We start from the raw sequence: 26,084 nt of genomic DNA on the forward strand, positions 1-26,084 counted from the left end.
GAGACCCTTCCCCGGCCGTCCGGGCGCCCTCACCCGGACGGCCGACGGGCGCCGCCGCACGCACCAGGGAACTGGCGGGCCTCGCCTCGCGTTGTCCAGATCGGGAGGGTCCACTGGAGGTGTCACCACGGCACCAGCGGGACCGCAGATCTACTGGCAAAGGGTTCCCCTGCTGCACCACTTGGAGGGCGTACCGTGCACCGCCGGCACAACGGGCTCAGGACCGCAGTACTCCTCGGGGGACTGTCCGCACTCATCATCCTCATCGGCAGCTTCTTCGGGCGGGCCGGGCTCGTCGTCGCCGTCCTGATCGCGCTGGCCACCAACGCGTACGCCTACTGGAACAGCGACAAGCTGGCACTGCGGGCGATGCGGGCCCGTCCGGTGAGCGAGTTCGAGGCCCCCGCGCTGTACCGCATGGTGCGCGACCTCTCCACGCAGGCCCGCCAGCCCATGCCCCGTCTGTACATCTCCCCGACGGAGGCGCCGAACGCCTTCGCGACCGGCCGCAACCCGCGCAACGCCGCCGTGTGCTGCACCGAGGGCATCCTGCGCCTGCTGGACGAGCGCGAGCTGCGCGGCGTCATCGGCCACGAGCTGAGCCACGTCTACAACCGCGACATCCTGATCTCCTCGGTCGCCGGCGCCCTCGCCTCCGTGATCATGTTCCTGGTCAACTTCGCCTGGCTGATCCCGATCGGCCGCTCCGACGACGACGACGGTCCCGGCCTCCTCGGCATGTTGCTGATCATGATCCTGGGCCCGCTGGCGGCGTCCCTCATCCAGTTGGCCATCAGCCGGTCCCGCGAGTACGAGGCCGACGCCTCCGGCGCCCAGCTCACCGGCGACCCGCTCGCCCTCGCCGGCGCGCTGCGCAAGCTGGAGGCCGGCACCAAGCAGCTCCCGCTGCCGCCCGAGCCCCGGATCGAGACCGCGAGCCACATGATGATCGCGAATCCGTTCCGTCCCGGACAGGGCTTGTCCAAGATGTTCTCCACGCACCCGCCCATGGCGGAGCGCATCGCCCGCCTCGAACAGATGGCAGGTCGTCGCCCATGAAGACCGTCCTGAACGTCGTATGGCTCGTCCTGAGCGGCTTCTGGCTGTTCCTCGGCTATCTGCTGGCGGGCGTGCTGCTGTGCATCACCGTCATCGGCATCCCGTTCGGCGTCGCCGCGTTCCGCATCGGCGTCTACGCCCTGTGGCCCTTCGGGTACACGACGGTCGAGCGCCGCGACGCGGGAGCCCCCTCCTGCGTCGGCAACGTCCTGTGGCTGGTCCTGGCGGGCTGGTGGCTGGCCCTCGCCCACGTCGTCACCGGCATCGCGCTGTGTGTCACGATCATCGGCATCCCGTTCGGCATCGCCAACTTCAAGCTCATCCCGGTCTCGCTGCTGCCGCTCGGCCGGGAGATCGTCTCCACGGACAGGCCGTTCGCGGCCGGTTGGTGACACCCGCCCCGACAGCGGGGTTGTCCACAGGCGGGTGGTTGTCCACAGGCCGGCCCGATCGTCAGTGCCGCCTTGCATCATGAACCCATGACCGAGATCGAGCAGTTGCTGGCACGGGTGGACAGCAAGGCCCGCCACACCCGCCCGTGGGGCCGGACTTCCCTGCCCGAGCCCGTGGACGCCGCCACGGTGGCCCGCGCCGAGGCCGCGCTCGGCTTTCCTCTGCCACCGCTGCTCGTCGAGCTCTACCTGCGGACAGGGGACGGCGGTTTCGGCCCGGAGTACGGTCTGCTGCCCCTGCTCGACAGCGCGCCCGCCGACGAGCCCGCCGCCGTCGTGCAGTACCTCGCCCATCGCCGCAGCGGCCACCAGGATCCCGAGTGGCCCTGGCCCGAAGGGGTGCTGCCGATATCGCACTGGGGCTGCGCGATGTACGCGTGCGTGGACTGCCTCGACCCTGAGGCCCCCGTCCTGCTCTTCGAACCGAACGCCGACGACGCCGACCACGCCTGGTACGTGGACGCTGCCAGCCTCACGGCCTGGTTGCGCGCCTGGGTCGACGGCACCGGCTGGTACGAGGAGACGAACCAAGGGCTGGACCTGGCGCCCTGGCCCGGCCTGCGCGGACGGACCACCCGGGCACCGGCCTCCTAGCAGCGCCCCACCGCCGCCGTCCGTGTGCCGGCCGCGGCACGGCGGCCCCGCGCGCGAGGCCGTGCAGCCACCAAGCCCCGCCGGGCCGTCCTGGTGGAGCGGGGCGAACCGCAGCACGAGATCACGCGCTCCCGGGAACACAGCCCCGAAAGAGCGCGGGCACAGCACGGAAGGGCAGGTTCACGGCATGACCGTCATCGGCTGGATCATCCTCGGACTCCTGGCCGGAGCCATCGCCAAGTTCCTGCTGCCGGGCCGCGACCCGGGCGGGTTGCTCGGCACGACCGTGATCGGCATCGCGGGCGCGTTCATCGGCGGCTGGATATCGGCCCGCTGGCTGGACCACCCGATCAGCAAGGACTTCTACGACGGCGCCACCTGGGCGGCGGCGACCGGCGGCTCGCTGGTCCTGCTGATCGAGTACCGCATCCTGTTCGGTCACTCGCGCGACTGACCGGGCACGGGGCGCGCAGGCGCGCTCCGCGCCGGCTGGGCGGGGCGGGCCACCGGACATCAGGCGCCCGCCCTCCCTGAGGCGCCCCGGCCGCGTGCTCGGACCCGGGCGGCGGCCCGGGCCCGTGCGGCGTCGGTCAGCGGTAGTTCACGAACTGCAGCGCGAAGTCGAAGTCCTTGCCCTTCAACACGGCGATCACGGCCTGCAGGTCGTCCCGGCTCTTGGAGCTGACGCGCAGCTCGTCGCCCTGGACCTGGGCCTTGACGCCCTTCGGGCCCTCGTCACGAATGATCTTCGCCACCTTCTTCGCGTTCTCCTGGGAGATGCCCTCCTGGATCGACGCGAAGATCTTGTACTCCTTGCCCGAGAGCTGGGGCTCGCCCGCGTCGAGGGCCTTCAGCGAGATGCCACGCTTGATCAGCTTGGACTGGAAGACGTCGAGGACGGCCTTCACGCGGTCCTCGGAGTTCGCCTCCATCAGGATCTTCTCACCGGACCACGAGATCGAGGCACCCACGCCCTTGAAGTCGTAGCGCTGCGAGATCTCCTTGGCGGCCTGGTTGAGGGCGTTGTCGACCTCCTGCCGCTCGACCTTCGAGACGATGTCGAAACTGGAGTCGGCCATGTGCTGTGGCTCCTTGTATCGGGGTGCGAATCGGGTGCGTAGCGGCTACGCGGCGCGGCGGCCGGGCCCGGCGGGAACCGGGGCCGCATCCGCACAAGCCTAGCCACCCCGTGTCCCCCGGGCGCAGATCAATCAGGTGGCGAAGCACCCCTCCGTATCGGGTATTGTTTACGTCGTTGCCGGCGAGCACCGCAGAAAAGCGGTTCGAACGGCAGCGAACCCCGGCGGTGTGCCCGAGCGGCCAAAGGGAGCAGACTGTAAATCTGCCGGCTCAGCCTTCCCAGGTTCGAATCCTGGCGCCGCCACACTGGGGAAGACCCCCGTCGATCTGCGGAAACGCAGATCGACGGGGGTCTTGTCGTATGCGGAGGCAGGGCTGACCGGTCGTCGGCTGCCGCCGTGTCCGGCCTGTGTTACACACGAGTCATGTCGCATATGTCGGTCTCGGTGTCCTGTGGGTGGCGGACGGCCGGGTCCCCGGTCGGGGCCCGCCCCGGACCGGGGACGGGATGACCGTGCCGGGCCCGGCCGACGACGACGCGGGCGCGCTGCAGGACGCCGCTCTCACCCGGTCGGTGCTGAGGTCGGCGGCCGCGAATCCGCGCTGTCTGCCCGAGCTCCTGGCCGCGTACGCCGTGCGGCACATGGGCCCGGTCGCCGTCCGTTCGGTGGCCCGGACGCGGGCCGCCCGCCCCGACGCTGTCATGGCCGAACTACGGGCCTTGACGCTCACCCGCGGCAAGCGCCGGGTCGTCACCGAGGGAGCGATCGTCGGCGGCCCCCTGTTGATCATGGCGCCGTTCGCCTTCTGCGCGGCACTGCTCAGCCAGGCGCGTACCTGCCTGGAGTTGGCCGCCCTGGAGGGACAGGACGCCACCACCCCCGTTCGCGGCGCCGAACTCCTGGTCCTGCAGGGGGTGCACGCGGACGTCGGCCGCGCAGGGGCCGCGCTCGCGGAGGCGGCACTCGCCGAACGGAGAAGGACGGACGGGAAGCGGGCCGGGAGAAGCACCGGGCGGGCGGCCGGGCCGGAGGGGACCCGGGAGCGCCAGGACGGCATGCCGGAGAGGACCTGGGAGCGCGAGGACGGCATGCCGGAGGCCGGCGGGCGGCGCATGACGGTCCTGTGGCAGCTGACCGTGCGGATGGCGCGCGTCCTGGGGCTGGTTCCGCCGAAAGGTGAGGCGACGGCGGGCGGCCTGCGGCGATGGCTGGTCACGGTGGGGCGTTACGCCCTGCTCGGCGCCGTGTTCCTGGTCGGCATGGTCGCTCCGCTCGTCTGGATCCCGTACGTGGGCCGGTCGTACAGCCGGTCCACCGATCGCCTCCTGGACCGGGCCACGGCCTTCTACTCCGGTGAGCCGGTGGCCCGGCCGCGGCGGTCCGCGCGGATCGACCCCGGGATGCTGGCGGCCACCGTCAGGGCGCTGCTCTCGCTCCTCATCCCCGTGGGCCTCGTCCTCGCCGTCGTCCTCGCCGACCTGCGGCTGGCGGGCAGTCACTGGCCCGTCTTCGGCATCACCCTGATCACGGCCTCCTGCGCGGTGGCGGCGGCCTGGCAGTGGCGGCGCCACCGCCGACGCCGTACCGGCTGACGGGGGTTCAGGCACACTGGGCCCCATGAGCTCCCGCTCCTCCCAGCCCCCGCACTCCTCCCGCCGGAGGACCTGCCCCGAGTGCCGTCGCGAGATCGCCGTCGTCGCGGGGCGGTTCGCCCGGCACGACCCGCCCGGCGCGCGCGGGAGCGGCCGGCTGGTCTCGTGCCCCGGGTCGCGCCGGCAGGCGCAACTGGGGGCGGTCCAGCCGTCGTTGGACGGGCATGTCCTGCCGGAGTTCCCCGGGCAGCTACCGCTGTTCTGAGGGGCGTACCGAGGTGTGCGCCGCCGTGGCCGGGCTCAGTTCCCGGCCACCGACTTCACGGCCACCGACACCGGGGTCGACCCGCTGATCAGTTCCAGGGTCAGGCCCGCCGTCGCCGGGGTCTCCAGCAGCTCCGCCAGCACGGCGGCCACGTCGTCGCGCGGGACCGGGCCGCGGCCGGTGTGCGCCTCCAGGCGGACCAGGCCGGTGCCGGCGTCGTCCGTGAGTGCGCCCGGGCGCAGAATCGTCCACTCCAGCGTGTCCTGGCGGCGGACGTGCGCGTCGGCCGCGCCCTTGGCGCGCAGGTAGACGTCGAAGACCTCGTCGCCCTGGTGGTCCGGGTCGGCGCCTATCGAGGAGACGACCAGCAAGCGGCGTACGCGCGCCCGGACCGCCGCGTCCGCGAACAGCACCGCCGCGCCCTCGTCCACCGTCTCCTTGCGCGCCGCCCCGCTGCCCGGACCGGCGCCGGCCGCGAACACCGCCGCGTCGGCGCCCTGCAAGTACGCCGCGACCTGCTCGACCGTGGCCGACTCCAGGTCCAGCAGGACCGGTTCGGCGCCCGCCTCCCGCAGGTCGTCACCCTGCTCGGGGCGGCGGATGATGCCCGCCACCTCGTAGCCGCGCGCGGAGAGCAGCCGCTCCAGCCGCAGCGCGATCTGTCCATGGCCTCCAGCGATGACTATGCGCATGTTTCCGACCGTACGCCCGAACGGCCGCATCCGCCCCACGGGACGGACAGGGCCCCGGACGGCCTCCCGGGCGGCCCCCAGCAGGTCTCCCGGACGGCCCCGGCGGCCCTCCCGGACGGCGCGCCGAGAAGAACCTCTCCCGCATGCGCCCAGAAGGTCCCAGGACGGCCTTTCGGACGGCCCTCCCGGACGGCGGGGCGGCGGGGACGCCCCCCGCGTGCGGCCCCGTGGCCGTGGCGGCCGGGCGGGCGCACCCGCCGGCCGCCACGGCTACGACAACTCCCCCCGCCCCTGCCGGGGCAGCCCCAGCTCGGCCGACGCGGCCGAGTTGCAGTACTCCCGCACCGCGCTCGTCCGCGCCACCACGCGCCCCCGGTGCACCACGATCCGGCTGTACGCCAGGGACAGCGCGCCCGCCAGCCGGTCCCCGCGGACGGCCAGCAGCTCGGCCGGGAAGCCCGCCTCCACCCGGACCTCGGGCAGGCCCAGGGCGGCGCGGGCGGAGGTGCTCACGGCGTCGTAGGCGTCCTCGGCACCCAGACCGTGCTGGGAGGCCAGGAGGTGGGCGGCCTCCAGGGGGTCGCCGCGGCCCACCGGGTTCGCGGTGTCCCGGAGGGCGCCACTGCCGGCGGCGAGGCGTACGCCGGCGGCGCGCAGCAGCCGTACGGGCGCCGTCCCGCGCCGGTCGGCGCCCGCGCAGCCGCCCTGGGGCAGGCACACCACGGTCACCCCGGCCGCCGCCAGCTGGTCGGCGGTGCGGGACGCCACGTCGGCGGGCAGGTCGCCCAGGCCGCCGCAGGGGCCGACCGTCACGCCCGGGCGCAGGCCGCCGGCCATCGCGGCGAGGCGGGCCAGCCGCGCCGGGTCGGTGGCGTCGGTGTGCAGGTCGACGAGGCAGCCGTGTTCGGAGGCGACCTCCAGGACGGCCTCCACGTAGCCCGTCGGATCGGGGTCGAGGTCCGGACAGCCGCCCACCACGGAGGCGCCCATCTTCAGCGCGTCCCGCAGCATGGCGAGCCCGTCCGCGCCGGCCGCCCCGGTCAGCACCCGCGGCATCGCCACCGTGGTCAGCTCGGCGAGCCCGCGCAGCGCGCGACGCGCCCGCAGTACGGCGGTCAGCGCGCCCAGCCCCTGTACGTCCCCCACGCGGACGTGGGCGCGCAGCGCGGTCGCCCCGTGCCCCAGTTGCAGCAGCGTGGCCTCGGTGGCCCGGCGCTGGACGTCCTGCGGGTCGTACGGCACCGGGGCGCCGCCGTCGGCGGACAGGGCCGTGTCGGCGTGGGCGTGGGCCTCGGCGGGGGCCGGCAGGAGGAGGTAGCCGTGCAGGTCCACCCGGTCACCGCCACCGGTGCCGCCGGTGCCCCCGGCCCCGCCGCGGGTGCCGCCGCCCGTTCCGCCCAGGCTGCCGGCCGTGCCCACCGCCTCGATCCGTCCGCCGTCCAGCCGGACGTCCACCGTCCGGCCGTCGGTCAGCCGCGCGCCGCACAGCAGCAGGGGAGCCGCGTCGCCCTGCCCCGAGCCCGACGGGGACGACGACGAAGGGGGCGGCTGCGGCTGGCTGTCGGGCATCGCACTCCAGGGGACGTGTCGGGTTCGGGGCGGATCGCGGTCGGGCTCATGGCCTACCGCCGCGCCATGGACACAAGATCACGCAGAGTGAGTCGAGCCTAGGGCGGCGTCCGGCCCGTGGCGCGGAGGAGCGCAATAGTCGTACCGGTGTGGTCCGCCGGACGGGACCGGTGCCCCAGCGGCCCCCGGGGCTGCTGAGAGGTGCGCGGCGGGGGCGCGGGAACGGATTTGGGTGAACGGCGGCCGAGCGTGTAATGTCTTCATCGCTCGCCCCAATAGCTCAGTCGGCAGAGCGTCTCCATGGTAAGGAGAAGGTCAACGGTTCGATTCCGTTTTGGGGCTCTGGTGTGAGAGGTTCCCGTCGTCAGGCGGGGCCCGATCGCATCGCAGCGGTGTAGCTCAGTCGGTAGAGCAAGCGGCTCATAATCGCTGTGTCACCGGTTCAAGTCCGGTCACCGCTACTGACAGTAGCCGATTGCGGGGTCGGTCCTTCGATCGGCTACTCTTTCTTGCGTTGAATTAACCTACCCGTTCGTCAAGGAGCACTCACGTGGCTGCCACCGACGTCCGCCCGAAGATCACGCTGGCCTGCGTGGAGTGCAAGGAGCGGAACTACATCACCAAGAAGAACCGGCGTAACAACCCGGACCGTCTGGAGATGAAGAAGCACTGCCCGCGCTGCAACGCGCACACCGCGCACCGCGAAACGCGCTGACGCAGGCCAGTACATCTCGTACGGCTCGTAACACGAGGCCGTCCCCCGGATCAGGGGGACGGCCTCGTGGCTTTTTCAGTCATCGCGTTCGGTCGGCGTGGCCACCGAACGCGATGACCCACGATGGCCTTTTATACGGTTGACCCGGCGCGGTGCTCGTTGAGCAGACCCCCTTCGGGGGGCCGCCGTTCACCGGTCGACCAGAGCAGAAACCAGGAGGTGCCGAGCCATGGCGCTCGACCAGTCCTTCGTGGGGCGGACCTACCCGCCCACCGACCCCTACGAGGTGGGCCGGGAGAAGATCCGCGAGTTCGCGGAGGCGGTGGGGGACGCCAACCCGGTCTACACGGACCCGGAGGCCGCCAAGTCCTTCGGCCACGCCGACGTGATCGCCCCGCCCACCTTCGTCTTCGCGATCACCTTCAAGGCGGCGCGGCAGGTCGTGGCCGACCCGCAGCTCGGTCTGGACTACAACCGGGTGGTGCACGGCGACCAGAAGTTCGCCTACAGCCGCCCGGTGCGCGCCGGCGACCGGCTGACGGTCACCTCGACCATCGAGTCCGTCAAGTCGCTGGCCGGCAACGACGTCCTGGACGTCCGGGGCGAGGTGCACGACGAGGCCGGCGAGCACGTCGTGACCGCCTGGACCAAGCTGGTGGCCCGCGCGGCCGAGGAGGCGTGAGCAGATGACCGCCAAGATCGCGTTCGCCGACGTCGAGGTCGGCACCGAACTGCCCGCCCAGAACTTTCCGGTGACTCGCGCCACACTCGTCCAGTACGCGGGCGCGTCCGGCGACTTCAACCCCATCCACTGGAACGAGAGGTTCGCCAGGGAGGTGGGCCTGCCGGACGTGATCGCGCACGGCATGTTCACCATGGCCGAGGCGATCCGCGTGGTCACCGACTGGGTCGGCGACCCGGGCGCGGTCGTCGAGTACGGCGTCCGCTTCACCAGGCCCGTCGTGGTCCCGAACGACGACCAGGGGGCCACGATCGAGGTCAGCGGCAAGGTGGCCGCCAAGCTCGACGACAACACGGTCCGCGTGGACCTCACGGCCACGAGCGCCGGGCAGAAGGTGCTGGGCATGTCGCGGGCGGTCGTCCGCCTGGCCTGAGCCCGACCCCGCAGCCGATCGGGTGGAGGTAAGGGGCGGCCGCCCTTGCGGGCGCCCCTTACCCATGCGCTCGCCCCATGGCGCGCACGGCCTACGGTGCTCGGGCCCGCCGGTCGCGCCGGTCGCCGAGGTCCTCTCCGACCGGAGGGCACGCCCTCTTCCTCGCCCCGGCGTCCGCCCTGGTGATGTCAGGCGTGCCGCCCGGCGAGCAGGGCGTCGCCGCCGGCGCGGACAACGCCCCGCGGGAGGTGGGCGGCGCGCTCGGCATCGCGGTCATGTTCCCGCTCTTCGCGGCGCAGGGCGGCTACGAGTCCGCGCGGCCCTTCGGCGACGGGCCGCGGCCGGCGCTCGCTGCGGGCGCCGCGGTGGTGGGCCTCGCGGAGGCCGCCGCCCTGGTCGTCCCGGGCCGGCGCACCGGCGCCGCACCGGACGCGCGCGTGGTGGGCCGCGGCTGCGGGGAGCGGCGCGCACCGGCCGTCGCCGTCGGTGCCGTCTCGTAGTCTTGGGCGCGTGCAGGTACTCCACGACGCTCCCCTCGCCCCGTTGACCACCTTCCGGCTGGGCGGCCCCGCGACCCGGCTGGTGACCGCGACGACCGACGCCGAGGTCGTCGACGCCGTCCGGGAGGCCGATGCATCCGGTACGCCGCTGCTGGTCATCGGCGGCGGCTCGAACCTGGTGATCGGGGACAAGGGGTTCGACGGGACCGCCCTGCGCATCGCCACCCGCGGCATCGAGCCGGCCGGTACCCGGCTGGAGCTGGCCGCCGGAGAGGTGTGGACGGACGCCGTCGCGCGCAGCGTCGAGGCCGGGCTCGCCGGGATCGAGTGCCTGGCCGGGATCCCGGGCTCGGCGGGGGCGACCCCGATCCAGAACGTGGGCGCGTACGGCCAGGAGGTCTCCTCCACCATCGCCGAGGTGATCGCCTACGACCGCAGGGCCGGCGAGACGGTCACCCTGACGAACGCCGAGTGCGGCTTCTCCTACCGCCACAGCCGCTTCAAGGCCGACCCCGAGCGGTACGTCGTGCTGCGCGTCCGCTTCGGGCTGGAGGACGCGGGCGGGCTGTCGGGCCCCATCCGGTACGCCGAGACGGCCCGCGCGCTCGGCGTCGAGCCCGGCGACCGGGTCCCGCTCGGCGACGCCCGGGACACCGTGCTGAAGCTGCGCGCCGGCAAGGGCATGGTGCTCGACCCCGAGGACCACGACACGTGGTCCGCCGGGTCCTTCTTCACCAACCCGATCCTCACCGACGCCCGGTTCGCCGCCTTCCACGCGCGCGTGCGCGAGCGGCTCGGCGAGGACGTGGAGCCGCCCGCGTACCCGGCCGGGGACGGGCACACCAAGACCTCCGCCGCCTGGCTGATCGACAGGGCGGGCTTCGGCAAGGGATACGGCAGCGGGCCCGCCCGGATCTCCACCAAGCACACCCTGGCCCTCACCAACCGCGGCGGGGCGACCACGGAGGACCTGCTGGCGCTGGCCCGCGAGGTCGTCGCCGGGGTGCGCGAGGCGTTCGGGATCACCCTGGTCAACGAGCCGGTGACGGTGGGCGTCAGCCTCTAGCGGCGGCCGGCTCGCCGACCGCCAGCCAGGCGTCCACGCCCGCCAGCAGCCTCGTCTTCGTCTCCGGCGGGGCCGCGGACGCGCGAACCGACTGGCGGGCCAGTTCGGCCAGCTCCGCGTCGGTGAAGCCGTGGTGGTCGCGGGCGATCTCGTACTGGGCCGCCAGGCGGGAGCCGAAGAGCAGCGGGTCGTCGGCGCCCAGGGCCAGCGGGACGCCGGCCTCGAACAGCGTGCGCAGGGGGACGTCCTCGGGCTTCTCGTAGACGCCGAGGGCCACGTTCGACGCCGGGCACACCTCGCAGGTGACGCCCCGGTCGGCCAGGCGCTTGAGCAGGCGCGGGTCCTCCGCCGCGCGCACGCCGTGACCCACCCGGTCGGCGTGCAGGTCGTCCAGGCAGTCGCGGACCGAGGCCGGGCCGGTCAGCTCGCCGCCGTGCGGGGCGGACAGCAGGCCGCCCTCGCGGGCGATGGCGAAGGCCCGGTCGAAGTCGCGGGCCATGCCGCGCCGCTCGTCGTTGGAGAGGCCGAAGCCGATCACGCCGCGGTCGGCGTAGCGGACGGCCAGCCGGGCCAGCGTGCGGGCGTCCAGCGGGTGCTTCATGCGGTTCGCGGCGACCAGGACGCGCATCCCGAGCCCGGTCTCCCGCGCCGCCGTGTCCACCGCGTCCAGGATGATCTCCAGCGCCGGGATGAGCCCGCCCAGGCGCGGCGCGTACGACGTCGGGTCGACCTGGATCTCCAGCCAGCCCGAACCGTCCCGCACGTCCTCCTCGGCCGCCTCCCGCACCAGCCGCTGGATGTCCTCCGGCTGCCTCAGGCACGAGCGCGCGGCGTCGTACAGGCGCTGGAAGCGGAACCAGCCCCGCTCGTCCGTCGCCCGCAGTCTCGGCGGCTCTCCGCTGACCAGGGCGTCGGTCAGCGCGTCGGGCAGCCGGACGCCGTGCTTGTCGGCCAGCTCCAGCAGGGTGCCCGGCCGCATCGAGCCGGTGAAGTGCAGGTGCAGATGGGCCTTCGGGAGGTCGGAGACATCACGTACACGTTCCATTCCCAGATCCTGCCGTACGGCTTGCTCGTCCCGGTACCGCTTTCCCCGTTCGTGGTCTTGCTCGCACGAAAGAACGGGCCGCCTTCCCGGAGGAAGGCGGCCCGTCGTCGTCCCGCGGGCGCGGGCGCGTCAGTCGCGGGCCTCCGCCAGCAGCTTCTGGAGGCGGCTCACACCCTCGACGAGGTCCTCGTCGCCCAGGGCGTAGGACAGCCGCACGTAACCCGGCGTGCCGAAGGCCTCGCCGGGGACGACCGCGACCTCGGCCTCCTCCAGGACGAGGGCGGCCAGCTCGACGGTGTTCTGCGGCCGCCTGCCGCGGATCTCCTTGCCGATCAGCGCCTTCACCGACGGGTACGCGTAGAACGCGCCCTCGGGCTCGGGACAGAACACGCCGTCGATGTCGTTGAGCATCCGCACGATGGTGCGGCGGCGGCGGTCGAAGGCCTCGCGCATGGTCGCGACGGCGTCGAGGTCACCGGCGAGGGCGGCGAGCGCGGCCACCTGGGCGACGTTCGAGACGTTCGACGTGGCGTGCGACTGGAGGTTCGTCGCGGCCTTCACGACGTCCTTCGGGCCGATGATCCAGCCCACCCGCCAGCCGGTCATGGCGTACGTCTTGGCGACGCCGTTGACCACGATGCACTTGTCGCGCAGCTCCGGCAGGACGGCCGGCAGCGACACGGCCGAGGCGTCGCCGTAGACCAGGTGCTCGTAGATCTCGTCGGTGAGGACCCACAGGCCGTGCTCGACGGCCCAGCGGCCGATGGCCTCCGTCTCGGTCTCGGAGTAGACCGCGCCGGTCGGGTTGGACGGCGAGACGAACAGGACGACCTTGGTGCGCTCGGTGCGGGCCGCCTCCAGCTGCTCGACGGTCACCCGGTACCCGGTCGTCTCGTCGGCGACGACCTCCACCGGGACACCGCCGGCCAGCCGGATCGACTCGGGATACGTCGTCCAGTACGGGGCCGGGACGATGACCTCGTCGCCCGGGTCGAGGATCGCGGCGAAGGCCTCGTAGATGGCCTGCTTGCCGCCGTTGGTGACCAGGATCTGGGACGCGTCGACCTCGTAACCGGAGTCGCGCAGCGTCTTGGCGGCGATGGCGGCCTTGAGCTCGGGCAGGCCGCCGGCCGGGGTGTAGCGGTGGTACTTGGGGTTCTTGCAGGCCTCGATCGCGGCCTCGACGATGTAGTCAGGAGTCGGGAAGTCGGGCTCGCCGGCGCCGAATCCGATCACCGGACGCCCGGCGGCCTTCAGGGCCTTGGCCTTGGCGTCCACGGCGAGGGTGGCGGACTCGGAGATCGCGCCGATGCGGGCCGAGACCCGGCGCTCGGTGGGTGGGGTTGCAGCGCTCATGAGGCCATCGTTCCAGACCGGAAACCGGCCCGGCACACGGGTTTCACGGACTGAACAGTTCCGGGCGAACCGTGGGACAACACTCACCGCACAACGGGTGGCCTGGGCGATCTTCGGCCGGCCGGGCGCCCGGAAGCCGGCGATCCTCCTGACGCGCAGGCCCGGCGGGCCTTTTCTGTTCGACGCCCGGCTCACAACCACGTACACTCTCACCTCGTTGGCCTTCGGCGGGCCCGCGCCCGGCCGGTGCACACCGAGCACCCGGTTGGATGCGGTACGTTGGGGGACACACAAAGGGTCGTAGCTCAATTGGTAGAGCACCGGTCTCCAAAACCGGCGGTTGGGGGTTCAAGTCCCTCCGGCCCTGCTACACACACCGCCAGGATGTGTGCGCAGGTACGTACAGCAATGCACCGCCGTGCGGCTCAGAACCGGGCGCGGCACGGCCACGACCCGGGATCAGGTGAGGACGCATGACGGACGCCGTGGGCTCCATCGACACGCCTGACGCCCAGGACGAGGCGCCCGAGTCCCAGAAGAAGACCCGTAAGGGCGGTAAGCGGGCCAAGAAGGGCCCGCTGAAGCGCCTTGCCCTCTTCTACCGGCAGATCGTCGCGGAGCTCCGCAAGGTCGTCTGGCCCACGCGCTCGCAGCTCACGCGCTACACGACCGTCGTGATCATCTTCGTCGTGGTCATGATCGGACTGGTCACCGTGATCGACTATGGGCTCGACCACGCCGCCCAGTACGTCTTCGGCTGAGCCAAGAGCGATAGGGCGCCGGGACCCGGCGCCCCTTTCGCGTGTACCACCCCTATGTATCCAGGAAGAAGCAGCCACCGTGTCTGACCCGAACGTGAACGACGCCATCGAGCCGGTCGAGTCCGTGGAAGACGAGCTCGACATCGTCGAGGGTGCGGACGACGACCTGGACGAGGCCGAGGCTGCCGACGCCGCCGCGGACGAGCCCGCGGAAGAAGCCGCCGTGCACGTCGACGAGGAGCCGGCGGAGGAGGAGGCCGAGCCCGAGCTCGACCCCGTCGAGAAGCTCCGTCAGGAACTGCGGACGCTGCCCGGCGAGTGGTACGTCATCCACACGTACGCCGGCTACGAGAACCGCGTGAAGACCAACCTGGAGCAGCGCGCCGTCTCGCTGAACGTCGAGGACTACATCTTCCAGGCCGAGGTGCCGCAGGAAGAGGTCGTCCAGATCAAGAACGGCGACCGCAAGACCATCAAGCAGAACAAGCTCCCGGGCTACGTCCTGGTCCGCATGGACCTGACCAACGAGTCCTGGGGCGTCGTGCGCAACACCCCCGGTGTCACCGGCTTCGTGGGCAACGCCTACGACCCGTACCCGCTGACCCTGGACGAGATCGTCAAGATGCTCGCCCCGGAGGCGGAGGAGAAGGCCGCCCGCGAGGCCGCCGAGGCCGAGGGCAAGCCGGCGCCGCAGCGCAAGGTCGAGGTCCAGGTGCTGGACTTCGAGGTCGGCGACTCGGTCACCGTCACCGACGGCCCGTTCGCCACGCTCCAGGCCACGATCAACGAGATCAACCCCGACTCCAAGAAGGTCAAGGGTCTGGTCGAGATCTTCGGCCGGGAGACGCCGGTCGAGCTCTCGTTCGACCAGATCCAGAAGAACTGACCCCTTCCGGGCGCGCCCCTTCTGGACGTATCGCTTCCGCGCAGGTCAGGTGGGCTCTCGGAGCCTGTCTGACCTGCACGGTTTTTGGCCGCGCATCCATACCCGTTATCGTTGTGCGGTATGCCTTCTGCCGAGACGCGACTCGGCGGAGGGTAGACCCGAATCGAAAGGACCCGGAGAGCTATGCCTCCCAAGAAGAAGAAGGTCACGGGGCTCATCAAGCTCCAGATCCAGGCCGGTGCCGCCAACCCGGCCCCGCCGGTCGGCCCCGCGCTGGGCCAGCACGGCGTCAACATCATGGAGTTCTGCAAGGCCTACAACGCCGCGACCGAGTCGCAGCGCGGCTGGGTCATCCCGGTGGAGATCACGGTCTACGAGGACCGCTCGTTCACCTTCGTGACCAAGACGCCGCCGGCCGCCAAGATGATCCTCAAGGCCGCGGGCGTGGAGAAGGGCTCCGGCGAGCCGCACAAGACCAAGGTCGCCAAGATCACCCGCGACCAGGTCCGTGAGATCGCCCAGACGAAGATGCCCGACCTCAACGCCAACGACCTGGACGCCGCCGAGAAGATCATCGCCGGCACCGCCCGTTCCATGGGCGTCACGGTCGAGGGCTGAGCCCCAACCTCCCCGAGCAGTAGTGGCAGGGCCTGCTCGGCCCGGACCACACCTCCTAAGAACCCCAGGAGCAGTAGTGAGCAAGCGCAGCAAGTCTCTCCGCGCTGCGGACGCCAAGGTCGACCGGGAAAAGCTGTACGCCCCGCTCGAGGCCGTCCGTCTCGCCAAGGAGACCTCCACGACCAAGTTCGACGGCACCGTCGAGGTCGCCTTCCGTCTGGGTGTCGACCCGCGCAAGGCCGACCAGATGGTCCGTGGCACCGTGAACCTTCCGCACGGCACCGGTAAGACCGCCCGGGTCCTGGTCTTCGCGACCGGCGACCGTGCCGAGGCCGCGCGTGCCGCGGGCGCCGACATCGTCGGCGCCGACGAGCTGATCGACGAGGTGTCGAAGGGCCGGCTGGACTTCGACGCCGTCGTCGCCACCCCGGACCTCATGGGCAAGGTCGGCCGCCTCGGCCGCGTGCTCGGTCCGCGTGGTCTGATGCCGAACCCGAAGACCGGCACCGTGACCCCCGACGTCACCAAGGCTGTCACCGACATCAAGGGTGGCAAGATCGAGTTCCGCGTCGACAAGCACTCGAACCTGCACTTCATCATCGGCAAGGTGTCCTTCGACGACGCCAAGCTGGTGGAGAACTACGGTGCCGCGCTGGAGGAGATCCTCCGGCTGAAGCCGTCCGCCGCCAAGGGTCGCTACATCAAGAAGGCCGCCATCACCACCACGATGGGCCCCGGCATCCCGGTCGACCCGAACCGCACCCGCAACCTCCTCCTCGAGGAGGACCCGGCCGCGGTCTGAGCCCTCATGGCTCGCTCAAGTCGGTCACGGGCCCCGCACTCCCTGCTTCAGGGCGTGCGGGGCCCGTCGCGTTCGCCGGGGACCCGCCATCCGCCCCGCCCCGCCCGGCCCGTCCGCCCCGAGCGGCTCCAGCGGGCCGGCAGGGCCGTCCGGGGCCGGTACGGCGGGGCGGCGGGGGCCTCCGCGCGGGCCGTCCCCGGGCCCGGCGCGGAGGGCCGTACGGGCGGATTTGCTCCGCGGGGCTGCGGTCGCGTACGCTTCCACGGAAGCCAAAGACCGCTGGTCGTTGCCGTGCGCTCGCGAGAGGGTGCGGTGGCCGAAGGATCCGCTGAACTGCGGACGACCCGCGCAGGTGACAGAGGAAGTGCTCCCGGAGTACGTGCGTCCACGCGTGTACGTCCGGTCGAGTCCGCCCCGTGCGCCTGCGCCGGGGCGTTTCGTTTTCCCCAGTCCTCCTTCGGGTCCGCGCGGTCCGAATCACCCGGAAGGAGGCCGAGGCTCTATGGCGAGGCCCGACAAGGCTGCCGCGGTTGCCGAGCTGACGGACAAGTTCCGCCGCTCCAACGCCGCCGTGCTGACCGAGTACCGCGGTCTCACCGTGGCGCAGCTCAAGACGCTGCGCCGTTCGCTCGGTGAGAACGCCCAGTACGCCGTGGTGAAGAACACGCTGACCAAGATTGCGGCCAACGAGGCCGGGATCACGCTGGACGACCAGCTCTTCGCTGGTCCGACGGCCGTCGCCTTCGTCACCGGTGACCCGGTGGAGTCGGCGAAGGGTCTTCGTGACTTCGCCAAGGACAACCCCGATCTCGTCATCAAGGGCGGTGTCCTTGACGGCAAGGCGCTGTCCGCCGACGAGATCAAGAAGCTTGCGGACCTCGAGTCCCGCGAGGTTCTGCTCAGCAAGCTGGCCGGTGCCTTCAAGGCGAAGCAGTCCCAGGCTGCCTCCGTCTTCCAGGCGCTGCCGTCGAAGCTCGTCCGCACCGTGGACGCGCTCCGTGCCCAGCAGGCCGAGCAGGGCGGTGCCGAGTAACTCGGCTCGCACATTGACCGCCGCGGCCCGAGCGCGACGGTCACAGCGGGCCAGACGTACGCCCGCCAGACATGTACATCCGGCACCAGCCGAATTAGTGGAAGGACCGCCATCATGGCGAAGCTGTCTCAGGACGACCTGCTCGCGCAGTTCGAGGAGATGACCCTCATCGAGCTCTCCGAGTTCGTGAAGGCGTTCGAGGAGAAGTTCGACGTCACCGCCGCCGCTGCCGCGCCGGTCGTCGTCGCCGGTGGTGCCGCGGGCGGCGCCGCCGCCGAGGCCGTCGAGGAGAAGGACGAGTTCGACGTCGTCCTCACCGGCGCCGGCGACAAGAAGATCCAGGTCATCAAGGTCGTGCGTGAGCTGACCTCCCTCGGCCTGAAGGAGGCCAAGGACCTGGTGGACGGCGCCCCGAAGCCCGTCCTGGAGAAGGTCGCCAAGGACGCCGCGGACAAGGCCAAGGAGGCCCTCGAGGGCGCCGGCGCCTCCGTCGAGGTCAAGTAAGACCTCTCGGGTCCGCACGGACTCACGCGCGCTGATCGCGGCCCCAGGGGGCCGCGCACGGCCCCCTGGGGCTGTAACGCGTACGCATCGTGGAGCGATCATCCATCCGGGTGGTCGCTCTTCGGTGTTCCCGGGGCCCGGTGGCGGTTGCCTTGCACCCGGGGTCGCGGGGGGTAAGGTGATCTTCGTTGTGCTCTTGGCGCCCCCGGTGGCGGGCCGCACGTGACGAGCGCAGCACCCCCGCTTGGGCAAGAGGGCCTTGACGAACTGCACGCAGCGCGCAATTCTCAGGACGCGTCGTCACAAGGATCCGAATCCGAGGCATGGATCGACGGCGAAGAGGGCAGTATCACCGTGGCGTTGAGGGCGTGACCTTGTCGCAGGGGTTGAGGACAACGAGGGCATCGAGGGTCTTCGAAAACCCGCACTGGACATCAGTGTGCCAAGTGGCTACACTGACCCTTTGCGCTGCCTGTTAGCTGTCCCCTGCTCGTCACCAGGGGCATGCCCTCGCTTGAGCATAGACGATCAGACCGTCCCTGACCTGGGGTTATCTGTCTCCGTGCATCGGTGAGGGGCCGGTACGCGCGTAGTGAGTCCGAGCCCTCGGAAGGACCCCCTCTTGGCCGCCTCGCGCAACGCCTCGACCGCGAATACGAACAACGGCGCCAGCACCGCCCCGCTGCGCATCTCCTTTGCAAAGATCAAGGAGCCTCTCGAGGTTCCGAACCTGCTCGCGCTGCAGACCGAGAGCTTCGACTGGCTGCTCGGCAACACGGCCTGGCAGAGTCGGGTCGAGGAGGCTCTGGAGAACGGTCAGGACGTCCCCACCAAGTCCGGGCTCGAGGAGATCTTCGAGGAGATCTCCCCGATCGAGGACTTCAGCGGGTCGATGTCGCTGACCTTCCGCGACCACCGCTTCGAGCCGCCGAAGAACTCGATCGACGAGTGCAAGGAGCGCGACTTCACCTACGCGGCCCCGCTCTTCGTCACCGCCGAGTTCACCAACAACGAGACCGGCGAGATCAAGTCCCAGACGGTCTTCATGGGCGACTTCCCGCTCATGACGAACAAGGGCACCTTCGTCATCAACGGCACCGAGCGTGTCGTGGTGTCGCAGCTGGTCCGTTCGCCGGGTGTCTACTTCGACTCCTCCATCGACAAGACCTCCGACAAGGACATCTTCTCCGCCAAGATCATCCCCTCCCGGGGTGCCTGGCTGGAGATGGAGATCGACAAGCGCGACATGGTCGGTGTCCGCATCGACCGCAAGCGCAAGCAGTCCGTGACCGTCCTCCTCAAGGCCCTCGGCTGGACGACCGAGCAGATCCTGGAGGAGTTCGGCGAGTACGAGTCCATGCGCGCCACCCTGGAGAAGGACCACACCCAGGGCCAGGACGACGCGCTGCTCGACATCTACCGCAAGCTGCGCCCGGGCGAGCCCCCCACGCGTGAGGCCGCGCAGACGCTGCTGGAGAACCTGTACTTCAACCCCAAGCGCTACGACCTCGCCAAGGTCGGCCGCTACAAGGTCAACAAGAAGCTGGGCACGGACACGCCGCTGGACGCGGGCGTGCTGACCGTCGAGGACATCATCGCGACGATCAAGTACCTGGTGAAGCTGCACGCCGGTGAGAGCGAGACCGTCGGCGAGTCGGGCCGTTCGATCATCGTCGAGACCGACGACATCGACCACTTCGGCAACCGCCGCATCCGCAGCGTCGGCGAGCTGATCCAGAACCAGGTCCGTACGGGTCTCGCCCGTATGGAGCGCGTCGTGCGCGAGCGCATGACGACCCAGGACGTCGAGGCGATCACGCCGCAGACCCTGATCAACATCCGGCCGGTCGTCGCCTCCATCAAGGAGTTCTTCGGCACCAGCCAGCTGTCCCAGTTCATGGACCAGAACAACCCGCTGTCGGGGCTGACGCACAAGCGTCGTCTGAACGCCCTCGGCCCGGGTGGTCTCTCCCGTGAGCGGGCCGGCTTCGAGGTCCGCGACGTGCACCCGTCGCACTACGGCCGCATGTGCCCGATCGAGACGCCCGAAGGCCCGAACATCGGTCTGATCGGCTCGCTCGCCACCTACGGCCGGGTCAACGCGTTCGGTTTCGTGGAGACGCCGTACCGCAAGGTGATCGAGGGCCAGGTCACGGACGAGGTCAACTACCTCACCGCCGACGAGGAGGACCGCTTCGTCATCGCGCAGGCCAACGCGCCGCTCACCGACGAGATGCGGTTCGCCGAGGCCCGCGTACTGGTCCGCCGCCGTGGCGGCGAGGTCGACTACGTCGCGCCCGAGGACGTGGACTACATGGACGTCTCGCCGCGCCAGATGGTGTCGGTCGCGACCGCCATGATCCCCTTCCTGGAGCACGACGACGCCAACCGCGCCCTGATGGGCGCGAACATGATGCGTCAGGCCGTGCCGCTGATCAAGTCCGAGTCCCCGCTCGTCGGCACCGGCATGGAGTACCGCTCCGCCGTCGACGCCGGCGACGTGGTCAAGGCCGAGAAGGACGGTGTGGTCCAGGAGGTCTCCGCGGACTACATCACCACCGCCAACGACGACGGCACGTACATCACGTACCGCCTGGCCAAGTTCGCCCGCTCCAACCAGGGCACCTCGGTCAACCAGAAGGTCATCGTCAACGAGGGCGACCGGATCGTCACCGGCCAGGTGCTGGCCGACGGCCCGGCCACCCAGAACGGCGAGATGGCGCTCGGCAAGAACCTGCTGGTCGCGTTCATGCCGTGGGAGGGTCACAACTACGAGGACGCGATCATCCTGTCGCAGCGCCTCGTGCAGGACGACGTCCTCTCCTCGATCCACATCGAGGAGCACGAGGTCGACGCCCGTGACACCAAGCTCGGCCCCGAGGAGATCACCCGGGACATCCCGAACGTCTCCGAGGAGGTCCTCGCCGACCTCGACGAGCGCGGCATCATCCGCATCGGTGCCGAGGTCATCGCCGGCGACATCCTCGTCGGCAAGGTGACGCCCAAGGGCGAGACCGAGCTGACCCCCGAGGAGCGCCTGCTGCGCGCGATCTTCGGTGAGAAGGCCCGTGAGGTCCGTGACACCTCGCTGAAGGTGCCGCACGGCGAGACCGGCAAGGTCATCGGCGTGCGCGTCTTCGACCGCGAGGAGGGCGACGAGCTTCCCCCCGGTGTGAACCAGCTGGTGCGCGTCTACGTCGCGCAGAAGCGCAAGATCACCGACGGTGACAAGCTCGCCGGCCGCCACGGCAACAAGGGCGTCATCTCGAAGATCCTGCCGATCGAGGACATGCCGTTCCTGGAGGACGGCACCCCGGTCGACATCATCCTCAACCCGCTGGGCGTGCCGTCCCGAATGAACCCGGGACAGGTCCTGGAGATCCACCTCGGCTGGCTCGCCAGCCGCGGCTGGGACGTCTCCGGCCTCGCGGACGAGTGGGCGCAGCGTCTCCAGGTGATCGGCGCCGACCAGGTCGAGCCCGGCACCAACGTCGCCACCCCGGTCTTCGACGGTGCGCGTGAGGACGAGCTCGCGGGTCTGCTGCAGCACACCATCCCGAACCGCGACGGCGAGCGCATGGTGCTCCCGTCCGGCAAGGCGCGGCTGTTCGACGGCCGCAGCGGTGAGCCGTTCCCGGACCCGATCTCGGTCGGCTACATGTACATCCTGAAGCTGCACCACCTGGTCGACGACAAGCTGCACGCCCGTTCGACCGGTCCGTACTCGATGATCACCCAGCAGCCGCTGGGCGGTAAGGCCCAGTTCGGTGGCCAGCGGTTCGGCGAGATGGAGGTGTGGGCACTCGAGGCGTACGGCGCCGCCTACGCCCTCCAGGAGCTGCTGACCATCAAGTCCGACGACGTCACCGGCCGCGTGAAGGTCTACGAGGCCATCGTCAAGGGCGAGAACATCCCCGAACCCGGCATCCCCGAGTCCTTCAAGGTGCTCATCAAGGAGATGCAGTCCCTGTGCCTGAACGTGGAGGTGCTGTCCAGCGACGGTATGTCCATCGAGATGCGCGACACCGACGAGGACGTCTTCCGCGCTGCGGAGGAGCTCGGCATCGACCTGTCCCGGCGCGAGCCGAGCAGCGTCGAAGAGGTCTGACGGAGTCCGGCGGGCCTTCTGAACAGCAGAAGGCCCGCCGACCCCGGGACCCCGTTTCAGACCCCAAGACTCACGACCCTGAGAGGGATTGACGCATAGTGCTCGACGTCAACTTCTTCGACGAGCTCCGGATCGGCCTGGCCACCGCTGACGACATCCGTCAGTGGAGCCACGGCGAGGTCAAGAAGCCCGAGACCATCAACTACCGCACCCTCAAGCCCGAGAAGGACGGACTCTTCTGCGAGAAGATCTTCGGTCCGACCCGGGACTGGGAGTGCTACTGCGGCAAGTACAAGCGCGTCCGCTTCAAGGGCATCATCTGTGAGCGCTGCGGCGTCGAGGTCACGCGCGCCAAGGTGCGCCGTGAGCGGATGGGCCACATCGAGCTGGCCGCCCCCGTCACGCACATCTGGTACTTCAAGGGCGTTCCGTCGCGGCTGGGCTACCTGCTCGACCTGGCCCCGAAGGACCTGGAGAAGGTCATCTACTTCGCCGCGTACATGATCACGTACGTGGACGAGGAGCGCCGCACCCGCGACCTGCCCTCGCTGGAGGCCCACGTCTCCGTCGAGCGCCAGCAGATCGAGCAGCGCCGGGACGCCGACCTGGAGGCCCGCGCCAAGAAGCTGGAGTCGGACCTCGCCGAGCTGGAGGCCGAGGGCGCCAAGTCCGACGTGCGCCGCAAGGTGCGCGAGGGTGCCGAGCGTGAGATGAAGCAGCTGCGCGACCGTGCGCAGCGCGAGATCGACCGCCTCGACGAGGTGTGGAACCGGTTCAAGAACCTCAAGGTCCAGGACCTGGAGGGCGACGAGCTGCTCTACCGCGAGCTGCGGGACCGCTTCGGCACCTACTTCGACGGCTCGATGGGCGCCGCGGCGCTGCAGAAGCGCCTGGAGTCCTTCGACCTCGACGAGGAGGCCGAGCGCCTCCGCGAGATCATCCGCACCGGCAAGGGCCAGAAGAAGACCCGTGCGCTCAAGCGGCTGAAGGTCGTCTCCGCGTTCCTGCAGACGTCCAACAGCCCCAAGGGCATGGTGCTGGACTGCGTGCCGGTCATCCCGCCGGACCTGCGTCCGATGGTGCAGCTGGACGGTGGCCGCTTCGCGACCTCCGACCTGAACGACCTGTACCGCCGTGTGATCAACCGGAACAACCGACTGAAGCGGCTTCTCGACCTCGGCGCGCCCGAGATCATCGTGAACAACGAGAAGCGCATGCTCCAGGAGGCCGTCGACGCGCTGTTCGACAACGGCCGCCGCGGCCGTCCGGTGACCGGTCCCGGCAACCGCCCGCTGAAGTCCCTCAGCGACATGCTGAAGGGCAAGCAGGGCCGCTTCCGTCAGAACCTGCTCGGCAAGCGAGTCGACTACTCGGCGCGTTCCGTGATCGTCGTCGGCCCGCAGCTGAAGCTGCACCAGTGCGGTCTGCCCAAGGCGATGGCGCTGGAGCTGTTCAAGCCGTTCGTGATGAAGCGCCTGGTCGACCTGAACCACGCGCAGAACATCAAGAGCGCCAAGCGCATGGTCGAGCGCGGCCGCACGGTCGTGTATGACGTGCTGGAAGAGGTCATCGCGGAGCACCCGGTCCTGCTGAACCGTGCGCCCACGCTGCACCGCCTCGGCATCCAGGCCTTCGAGCCGCAGCTGGTCGAGGGCAAGGCCATCCAGATCCACCCGCTCGTCTGCACCGCGTTCAACGCGGACTTCGACGGTGACCAGATGGCCGTGCACCTGCCGCTGTCCGCGGAGGCGCAGGCCGAGGCCCGCATCCTGATGCTGTCCTCGAACAACATCCTCAAGCCGGCCGACGGCCGTCCGGTGACGATGCCGACCCAGGACATGGTGCTGGGCCTGTACTTCCTCACCACGGACGACGAGGGCCGCGACATCAAGGGCGCCGGCCGCCCGTTCTCCTCGGTCGCCGAGGCGATCATGGCGTTCGACGCCGGCGAGCTGTCGCTCCAGGCGCGGGTCGACATCCGGTTCCCGGTGGGCACCATTCCGCCGCGCGGCTGGGTGCCGCCGGTCCGCGAGGAGGACGAGCCGGAGTGGCAGCAGGGTGACAGCTTCACCCTGAGGACCACGCTGGGCCGTGCGCTCTTCAACGAGCTGCTGCCCGAGGACTACCCGTTCGTCGACTACGAGGTCGGCAAGAAGCAGCTCTCCCAGATCGTCAACGACCTGGCGGAGCGCTACCCGAAGGTCATCGTGGCGGCGACGCTCGACAACCTGAAGGCGGCCGGCTTCTTCTGGGCCACCCGTTCCGGTGTCACCGTGGCCATCTCCGACGTCGTCGTCCCCGAGGCGAAGAAGGAGATCGTCCGCGGCTACGAGGCGCAGGACGAGAAGGTCCAGAAGCAGTACGAGCGCGGTCTGATCACCAAGGACGAGCGCACCCAGGAGCTCATCGCGATCTGGACCAAGGCGACCAACGAGGTCGCCGAGGCGATGAACGAGAACTTCCCGAAGACCAACCCGATCTTCATGATGGTGAACTCGGGCGCACGAGGCAACATGATGCAGATGCGTCAGATCGCCGGTATGCGTGGTCTGGTGTCGAACGCGAAGAACGAGACGATCCCGCGTCCCATCAAGGCGTCGTTCCGTGAGGGCCTGTCCGTGCTGGAGTACTTCATCTCCACGCACGGTGCCCGCAAGGGTCTGGCGGACACCGCCCTGCGTACCGCCGACTCGGGTTACCTCACCCGTCGTCTGGTCGACGTCTCGCAGGACGTCATCATCCGCGAGGAGGACTGCGGCACCGACCGCGGTCTGCGGCTGTCGATCGCCGAGCGCGGCGCCGACGGTGCGCTGCTCAAGGCGGAGGACGTCGAGACGTCGGTGTACGCGCGCTGCCTCGCCGAGGACATCGTCGTGGACGGCAAGGTGCTGGCCCCGGCCGGTACCGACCTGGGCGACGTGCTCATCGACGAGCTGATCCGGCACGGCGTCTCCGAGGTCAAGACCCGCTCGGTCCTGACCTGCGAGTCCGCCGTCGGCACCTGCGCCATGTGCTACGGCCGTTCGCTGGCCACCGGCAAGCTGGTCGACATCGGCGAGGCGGTCGGCATCATCGCCGCCCAGTCCATCGGTGAGCCCGGTACCCAGCTGACGATGCGTACCTTCCACACCGGTGGTGTGGCCGGTGACGACATCACCCAGGGTCTGCCGCGTGTCGTGGAGCTCTTCGAGGCCCGTACCCCGAAGGGTGTGGCCCCGATCTCCGAGGCCTCCGGGCGGGTGCGGATCGAGGAGACCGAGAAGACCAAGAAGCTCGTCATCACGCCGGACGACGGCAGCGACGAGACGGCGTACCCGATCTCGAAGCGCGCCCGTCTCCTGGTCAGCGAGGGCGAGCACGTCGAGGTGGGCCAGAAGCTCACCGTGGGTGCCACCAACCCGCACGACGTGCTGCGCATCCTGGGCCAGCGTGCCGTCCAGGTCCACCTGGTCGGCGAGGTCCAGAAGGTGTACAACTCGCAGGGTGTGTCGATCCACGACAAGCACATCGAGATCATCATCCGGCAGATGCTGCGCCGGGTGACGATCATCGAGTCCGGCGACGCCGAGCTGCTGCCCGGTGAGCTGGTCGAGCGTTCGCGCTTCGAGCACGAGAACCGTCGTGTGGTCCAGGAGGGCGGTCACCCGGCCTCCGGCCGTCCGCAGCTCATGGGTATCACCAAGGCCTCGCTGGCGACCGAGTCGTGGCTGTCGGCGGCGTCCTTCCAGGAGACGACCAGGGTCCTCACGGACGCGGCGATCAACGCCAAGTCCGACTCCCTGATCGGCCTCAAGGAGAACGTCATCATCGGTAAGCTCATCCCGGCCGGTACGGGTCTGTCCCGCTACCGCAACATCCGGGTGGAGCCGACCGAGGAGGCCAAGGCCGCGATGTACTCGGCCGTGGGCTACGACGACATCGACTACTCGCCGTTCGGCACGGGCTCCGGCCAGGCCGTTCCGCTGGAGGACTACGACTACGGTCCGTACAACCAGTAAGCGAGTCGCTTGAGTCGAAGGGCGGTCCCTTTCCGGGGGCCGCCCTTCGGCGTGTGCGCGGGCCGTCTCCCGGGGCCGTGCGAGCTGTCCGGGGCGCTGCGGGGCGGGGGCCGGCCGGCTCCGCGCCGGGGCGGGCGGCGGCACGGCCGTGGGGTGCTGCGCAGGCCGGCAGGGCCGGCGGACGGCCTGCCCGGCGGCCGGCGGCAGGTCGGCCTGGGATCCGCCGTGCGGCGGGGGGGAGGGGGGAGAGTCGGCGGGGGGCCGCCACACGG

At 70.4% G+C, this 26,084-nt stretch carries 23 protein-coding genes, 4 tRNA genes and 1 pseudogene; 23 read left to right on the forward strand and 5 right to left on the reverse strand.

The genetic code is table 11. From position 1 onward, the window contains the following. The first annotated feature begins 195 nt into the window (after positions 1-195). From htpX to ACFF45_RS09560, 4 genes are all read left to right on the forward strand, one after another. Complete coding sequence (htpX, locus tag ACFF45_RS09545) at positions 196-1,059, forward strand: zinc metalloprotease HtpX (RefSeq protein WP_381344567.1); 864 nt, start codon at positions 196-198, stop codon at positions 1,057-1,059. Continuing rightward, positions 1,056-1,451, forward strand: coding sequence for a YccF domain-containing protein (locus ACFF45_RS09550; RefSeq protein WP_381344569.1), 396 nt, complete (start codon positions 1,056-1,058; stop codon positions 1,449-1,451). Before htpX ends, ACFF45_RS09550 begins: the two co-directional genes overlap by 4 nt. Positions 1,452-1,538: 87 nt before the next feature. After that, entirely contained in the window at positions 1,539-2,105 is a 567-nt protein-coding gene (locus ACFF45_RS09555; RefSeq protein ID WP_381344572.1) for an SMI1/KNR4 family protein, read from the forward strand. 187 nt (positions 2,106-2,292) lie between these two features. Beyond that, entirely contained in the window at positions 2,293-2,559 is a 267-nt protein-coding gene (locus tag ACFF45_RS09560) for a GlsB/YeaQ/YmgE family stress response membrane protein (protein ID WP_381344575.1), read from the forward strand. A gap of 136 nt (positions 2,560-2,695) precedes the next feature. Here ACFF45_RS09560 and ACFF45_RS09565 read toward each other — a convergent pair whose 3' ends face one another. Continuing rightward, on the reverse strand, positions 2,696-3,184 hold the full coding sequence (locus tag ACFF45_RS09565) for a YajQ family cyclic di-GMP-binding protein (protein ID WP_381344578.1): 489 nt from the start codon (positions 3,182-3,184) through the stop codon (positions 2,696-2,698). Between the two features lie 223 nt (positions 3,185-3,407). Between ACFF45_RS09565 and ACFF45_RS09570 the strand changes: the two genes are divergently transcribed. The 3 genes from ACFF45_RS09570 (at position 3,408) to ACFF45_RS09580 (ending at position 5,044) form a co-directional block, all read left to right on the forward strand. Beyond that, positions 3,408-3,489 (forward strand) — tRNA-Tyr (locus tag ACFF45_RS09570). Between the two features lie 204 nt (positions 3,490-3,693). Then, the gene (locus ACFF45_RS09575) at positions 3,694-4,779 is read left to right on the forward strand and encodes a hypothetical protein (protein WP_381344580.1); all 1,086 of its coding nucleotides are present in this window, start codon (positions 3,694-3,696) and stop codon (positions 4,777-4,779) included. Between the two features lie 25 nt (positions 4,780-4,804). After that, the gene (locus ACFF45_RS09580; protein WP_381344582.1) at positions 4,805-5,044 is read left to right on the forward strand and encodes a hypothetical protein; all 240 of its coding nucleotides are present in this window, start codon (positions 4,805-4,807) and stop codon (positions 5,042-5,044) included. 35 nt (positions 5,045-5,079) lie between these two features. Here the strand turns inward: ACFF45_RS09580 and ACFF45_RS09585 are convergent, their stop codons facing one another. Both ACFF45_RS09585 and ACFF45_RS09590 read right to left on the reverse strand, forming a co-directional pair. Continuing rightward, positions 5,080-5,736, reverse strand: a complete 657-nt coding sequence (locus ACFF45_RS09585; RefSeq protein WP_381344585.1) for an SDR family oxidoreductase — start codon at positions 5,734-5,736, stop codon at positions 5,080-5,082. 270 nt (positions 5,737-6,006) lie between these two features. Next, complete coding sequence (locus tag ACFF45_RS09590) at positions 6,007-7,305, reverse strand: amidohydrolase family protein (protein ID WP_381344588.1); 1,299 nt, start codon at positions 7,303-7,305, stop codon at positions 6,007-6,009. A gap of 269 nt (positions 7,306-7,574) precedes the next feature. Here ACFF45_RS09590 and ACFF45_RS09595 point away from each other — a divergent pair. From ACFF45_RS09595 to ACFF45_RS09625, 7 genes and pseudogenes are all read left to right on the forward strand, one after another. Continuing rightward, a tRNA-Thr gene (locus ACFF45_RS09595) sits at positions 7,575-7,647 on the forward strand. Positions 7,648-7,693: 46 nt separating this feature from the next. Beyond that, a tRNA-Met gene (locus ACFF45_RS09600) sits at positions 7,694-7,766 on the forward strand. 89 nt (positions 7,767-7,855) lie between these two features. Then, positions 7,856-8,020: a 50S ribosomal protein L33 gene (gene rpmG / locus ACFF45_RS09605; protein ID WP_003948671.1), complete on the forward strand. Its 165-nt coding sequence runs from the start codon at positions 7,856-7,858 to the stop codon at positions 8,018-8,020. Between the two features lie 229 nt (positions 8,021-8,249). Then, a complete protein-coding gene (locus ACFF45_RS09610; protein WP_381344590.1) occupies positions 8,250-8,702 on the forward strand; it encodes an FAS1-like dehydratase domain-containing protein in 453 nt (150 codons plus the stop codon). A 4-nt stretch (positions 8,703-8,706) separates the two neighbouring features. Next, positions 8,707-9,135 (forward strand): MaoC family dehydratase, encoded by a 429-nt coding sequence (locus ACFF45_RS09615; RefSeq protein ID WP_381344592.1) that lies wholly within the window; start codon positions 8,707-8,709, stop codon positions 9,133-9,135. A 146-nt stretch (positions 9,136-9,281) separates the two neighbouring features. Next, positions 9,282-9,635: pseudogene (locus ACFF45_RS09620) on the forward strand (MFS transporter); the annotation flags it as partial. Between the two features lie 10 nt (positions 9,636-9,645). Next, positions 9,646-10,701 (forward strand): UDP-N-acetylmuramate dehydrogenase, encoded by a 1,056-nt coding sequence (locus ACFF45_RS09625; protein WP_381344595.1) that lies wholly within the window; start codon positions 9,646-9,648, stop codon positions 10,699-10,701. Here the strand turns inward: ACFF45_RS09625 and ACFF45_RS09630 are convergent. Together ACFF45_RS09630 and ACFF45_RS09635 are read right to left on the reverse strand one after the other, a co-directional pair. Further along, on the reverse strand, positions 10,691-11,746 hold the full coding sequence (locus tag ACFF45_RS09630) for an adenosine deaminase (RefSeq protein WP_381344598.1): 1,056 nt from the start codon (positions 11,744-11,746) through the stop codon (positions 10,691-10,693). The two genes, ACFF45_RS09625 and ACFF45_RS09630, sit on opposite strands and share 11 nt — an antisense overlap. A 129-nt stretch (positions 11,747-11,875) precedes the next feature. Further along, positions 11,876-13,102, reverse strand: coding sequence for a pyridoxal phosphate-dependent aminotransferase (locus ACFF45_RS09635; RefSeq protein ID WP_381344600.1), 1,227 nt, complete (start codon positions 13,100-13,102; stop codon positions 11,876-11,878). Positions 13,103-13,396: 294 nt separating this feature from the next. Between ACFF45_RS09635 and ACFF45_RS09640 the strand changes: the two genes are divergently transcribed. The 9 genes from ACFF45_RS09640 to ACFF45_RS09680 all read left to right on the forward strand — a co-directional run bounded on the left by ACFF45_RS09640 (position 13,397) and on the right by ACFF45_RS09680 (position 25,812). Next, positions 13,397-13,469: transfer RNA gene (locus tag ACFF45_RS09640), tRNA-Trp, on the forward strand. Positions 13,470-13,575: 106 nt separating this feature from the next. Next, positions 13,576-13,863 carry a preprotein translocase subunit SecE gene (gene secE / locus ACFF45_RS09645; RefSeq protein WP_381344603.1) on the forward strand — a complete coding sequence of 96 codons (288 nt, stop codon included), beginning with the start codon at positions 13,576-13,578 and terminating at the stop codon, positions 13,861-13,863. 79 nt (positions 13,864-13,942) lie between these two features. Further along, positions 13,943-14,749 carry a transcription termination/antitermination protein NusG gene (nusG, locus tag ACFF45_RS09650; protein ID WP_381344605.1) on the forward strand — a complete coding sequence of 269 codons (807 nt, stop codon included), beginning with the start codon at positions 13,943-13,945 and terminating at the stop codon, positions 14,747-14,749. A gap of 183 nt (positions 14,750-14,932) precedes the next feature. After that, positions 14,933-15,367 (forward strand): 50S ribosomal protein L11, encoded by a 435-nt coding sequence (gene rplK / locus ACFF45_RS09655; protein WP_381344608.1) that lies wholly within the window; start codon positions 14,933-14,935, stop codon positions 15,365-15,367. A 76-nt stretch (positions 15,368-15,443) separates the two neighbouring features. After that, the gene (gene rplA, locus ACFF45_RS09660; RefSeq protein ID WP_381344610.1) at positions 15,444-16,169 is read left to right on the forward strand and encodes a 50S ribosomal protein L1; all 726 of its coding nucleotides are present in this window, start codon (positions 15,444-15,446) and stop codon (positions 16,167-16,169) included. A 502-nt stretch (positions 16,170-16,671) separates the two neighbouring features. Next, positions 16,672-17,202: a 50S ribosomal protein L10 gene (gene rplJ / locus ACFF45_RS09665; protein ID WP_381344613.1), complete on the forward strand. Its 531-nt coding sequence runs from the start codon at positions 16,672-16,674 to the stop codon at positions 17,200-17,202. Positions 17,203-17,316: 114 nt separating this feature from the next. Next, on the forward strand, positions 17,317-17,706 hold the full coding sequence (gene rplL, locus ACFF45_RS09670) for a 50S ribosomal protein L7/L12 (protein ID WP_381344616.1): 390 nt from the start codon (positions 17,317-17,319) through the stop codon (positions 17,704-17,706). Between the two features lie 622 nt (positions 17,707-18,328). After that, positions 18,329-21,814, forward strand: coding sequence for a DNA-directed RNA polymerase subunit beta (rpoB, locus tag ACFF45_RS09675; RefSeq protein ID WP_381344618.1), 3,486 nt, complete (start codon positions 18,329-18,331; stop codon positions 21,812-21,814). Positions 21,815-21,912: 98 nt separating this feature from the next. Then, the gene (locus ACFF45_RS09680) at positions 21,913-25,812 is read left to right on the forward strand and encodes a DNA-directed RNA polymerase subunit beta' (protein WP_381344621.1); all 3,900 of its coding nucleotides are present in this window, start codon (positions 21,913-21,915) and stop codon (positions 25,810-25,812) included. The last annotated feature ends 272 nt before the right edge of the window (positions 25,813-26,084 follow it).

It is taken from the genome of Streptomyces cinereospinus (genome assembly GCF_042430725.1).
GTDB lineage: Bacteria > Actinomycetota > Actinomycetes > Streptomycetales > Streptomycetaceae > Streptomyces > Streptomyces cinereospinus.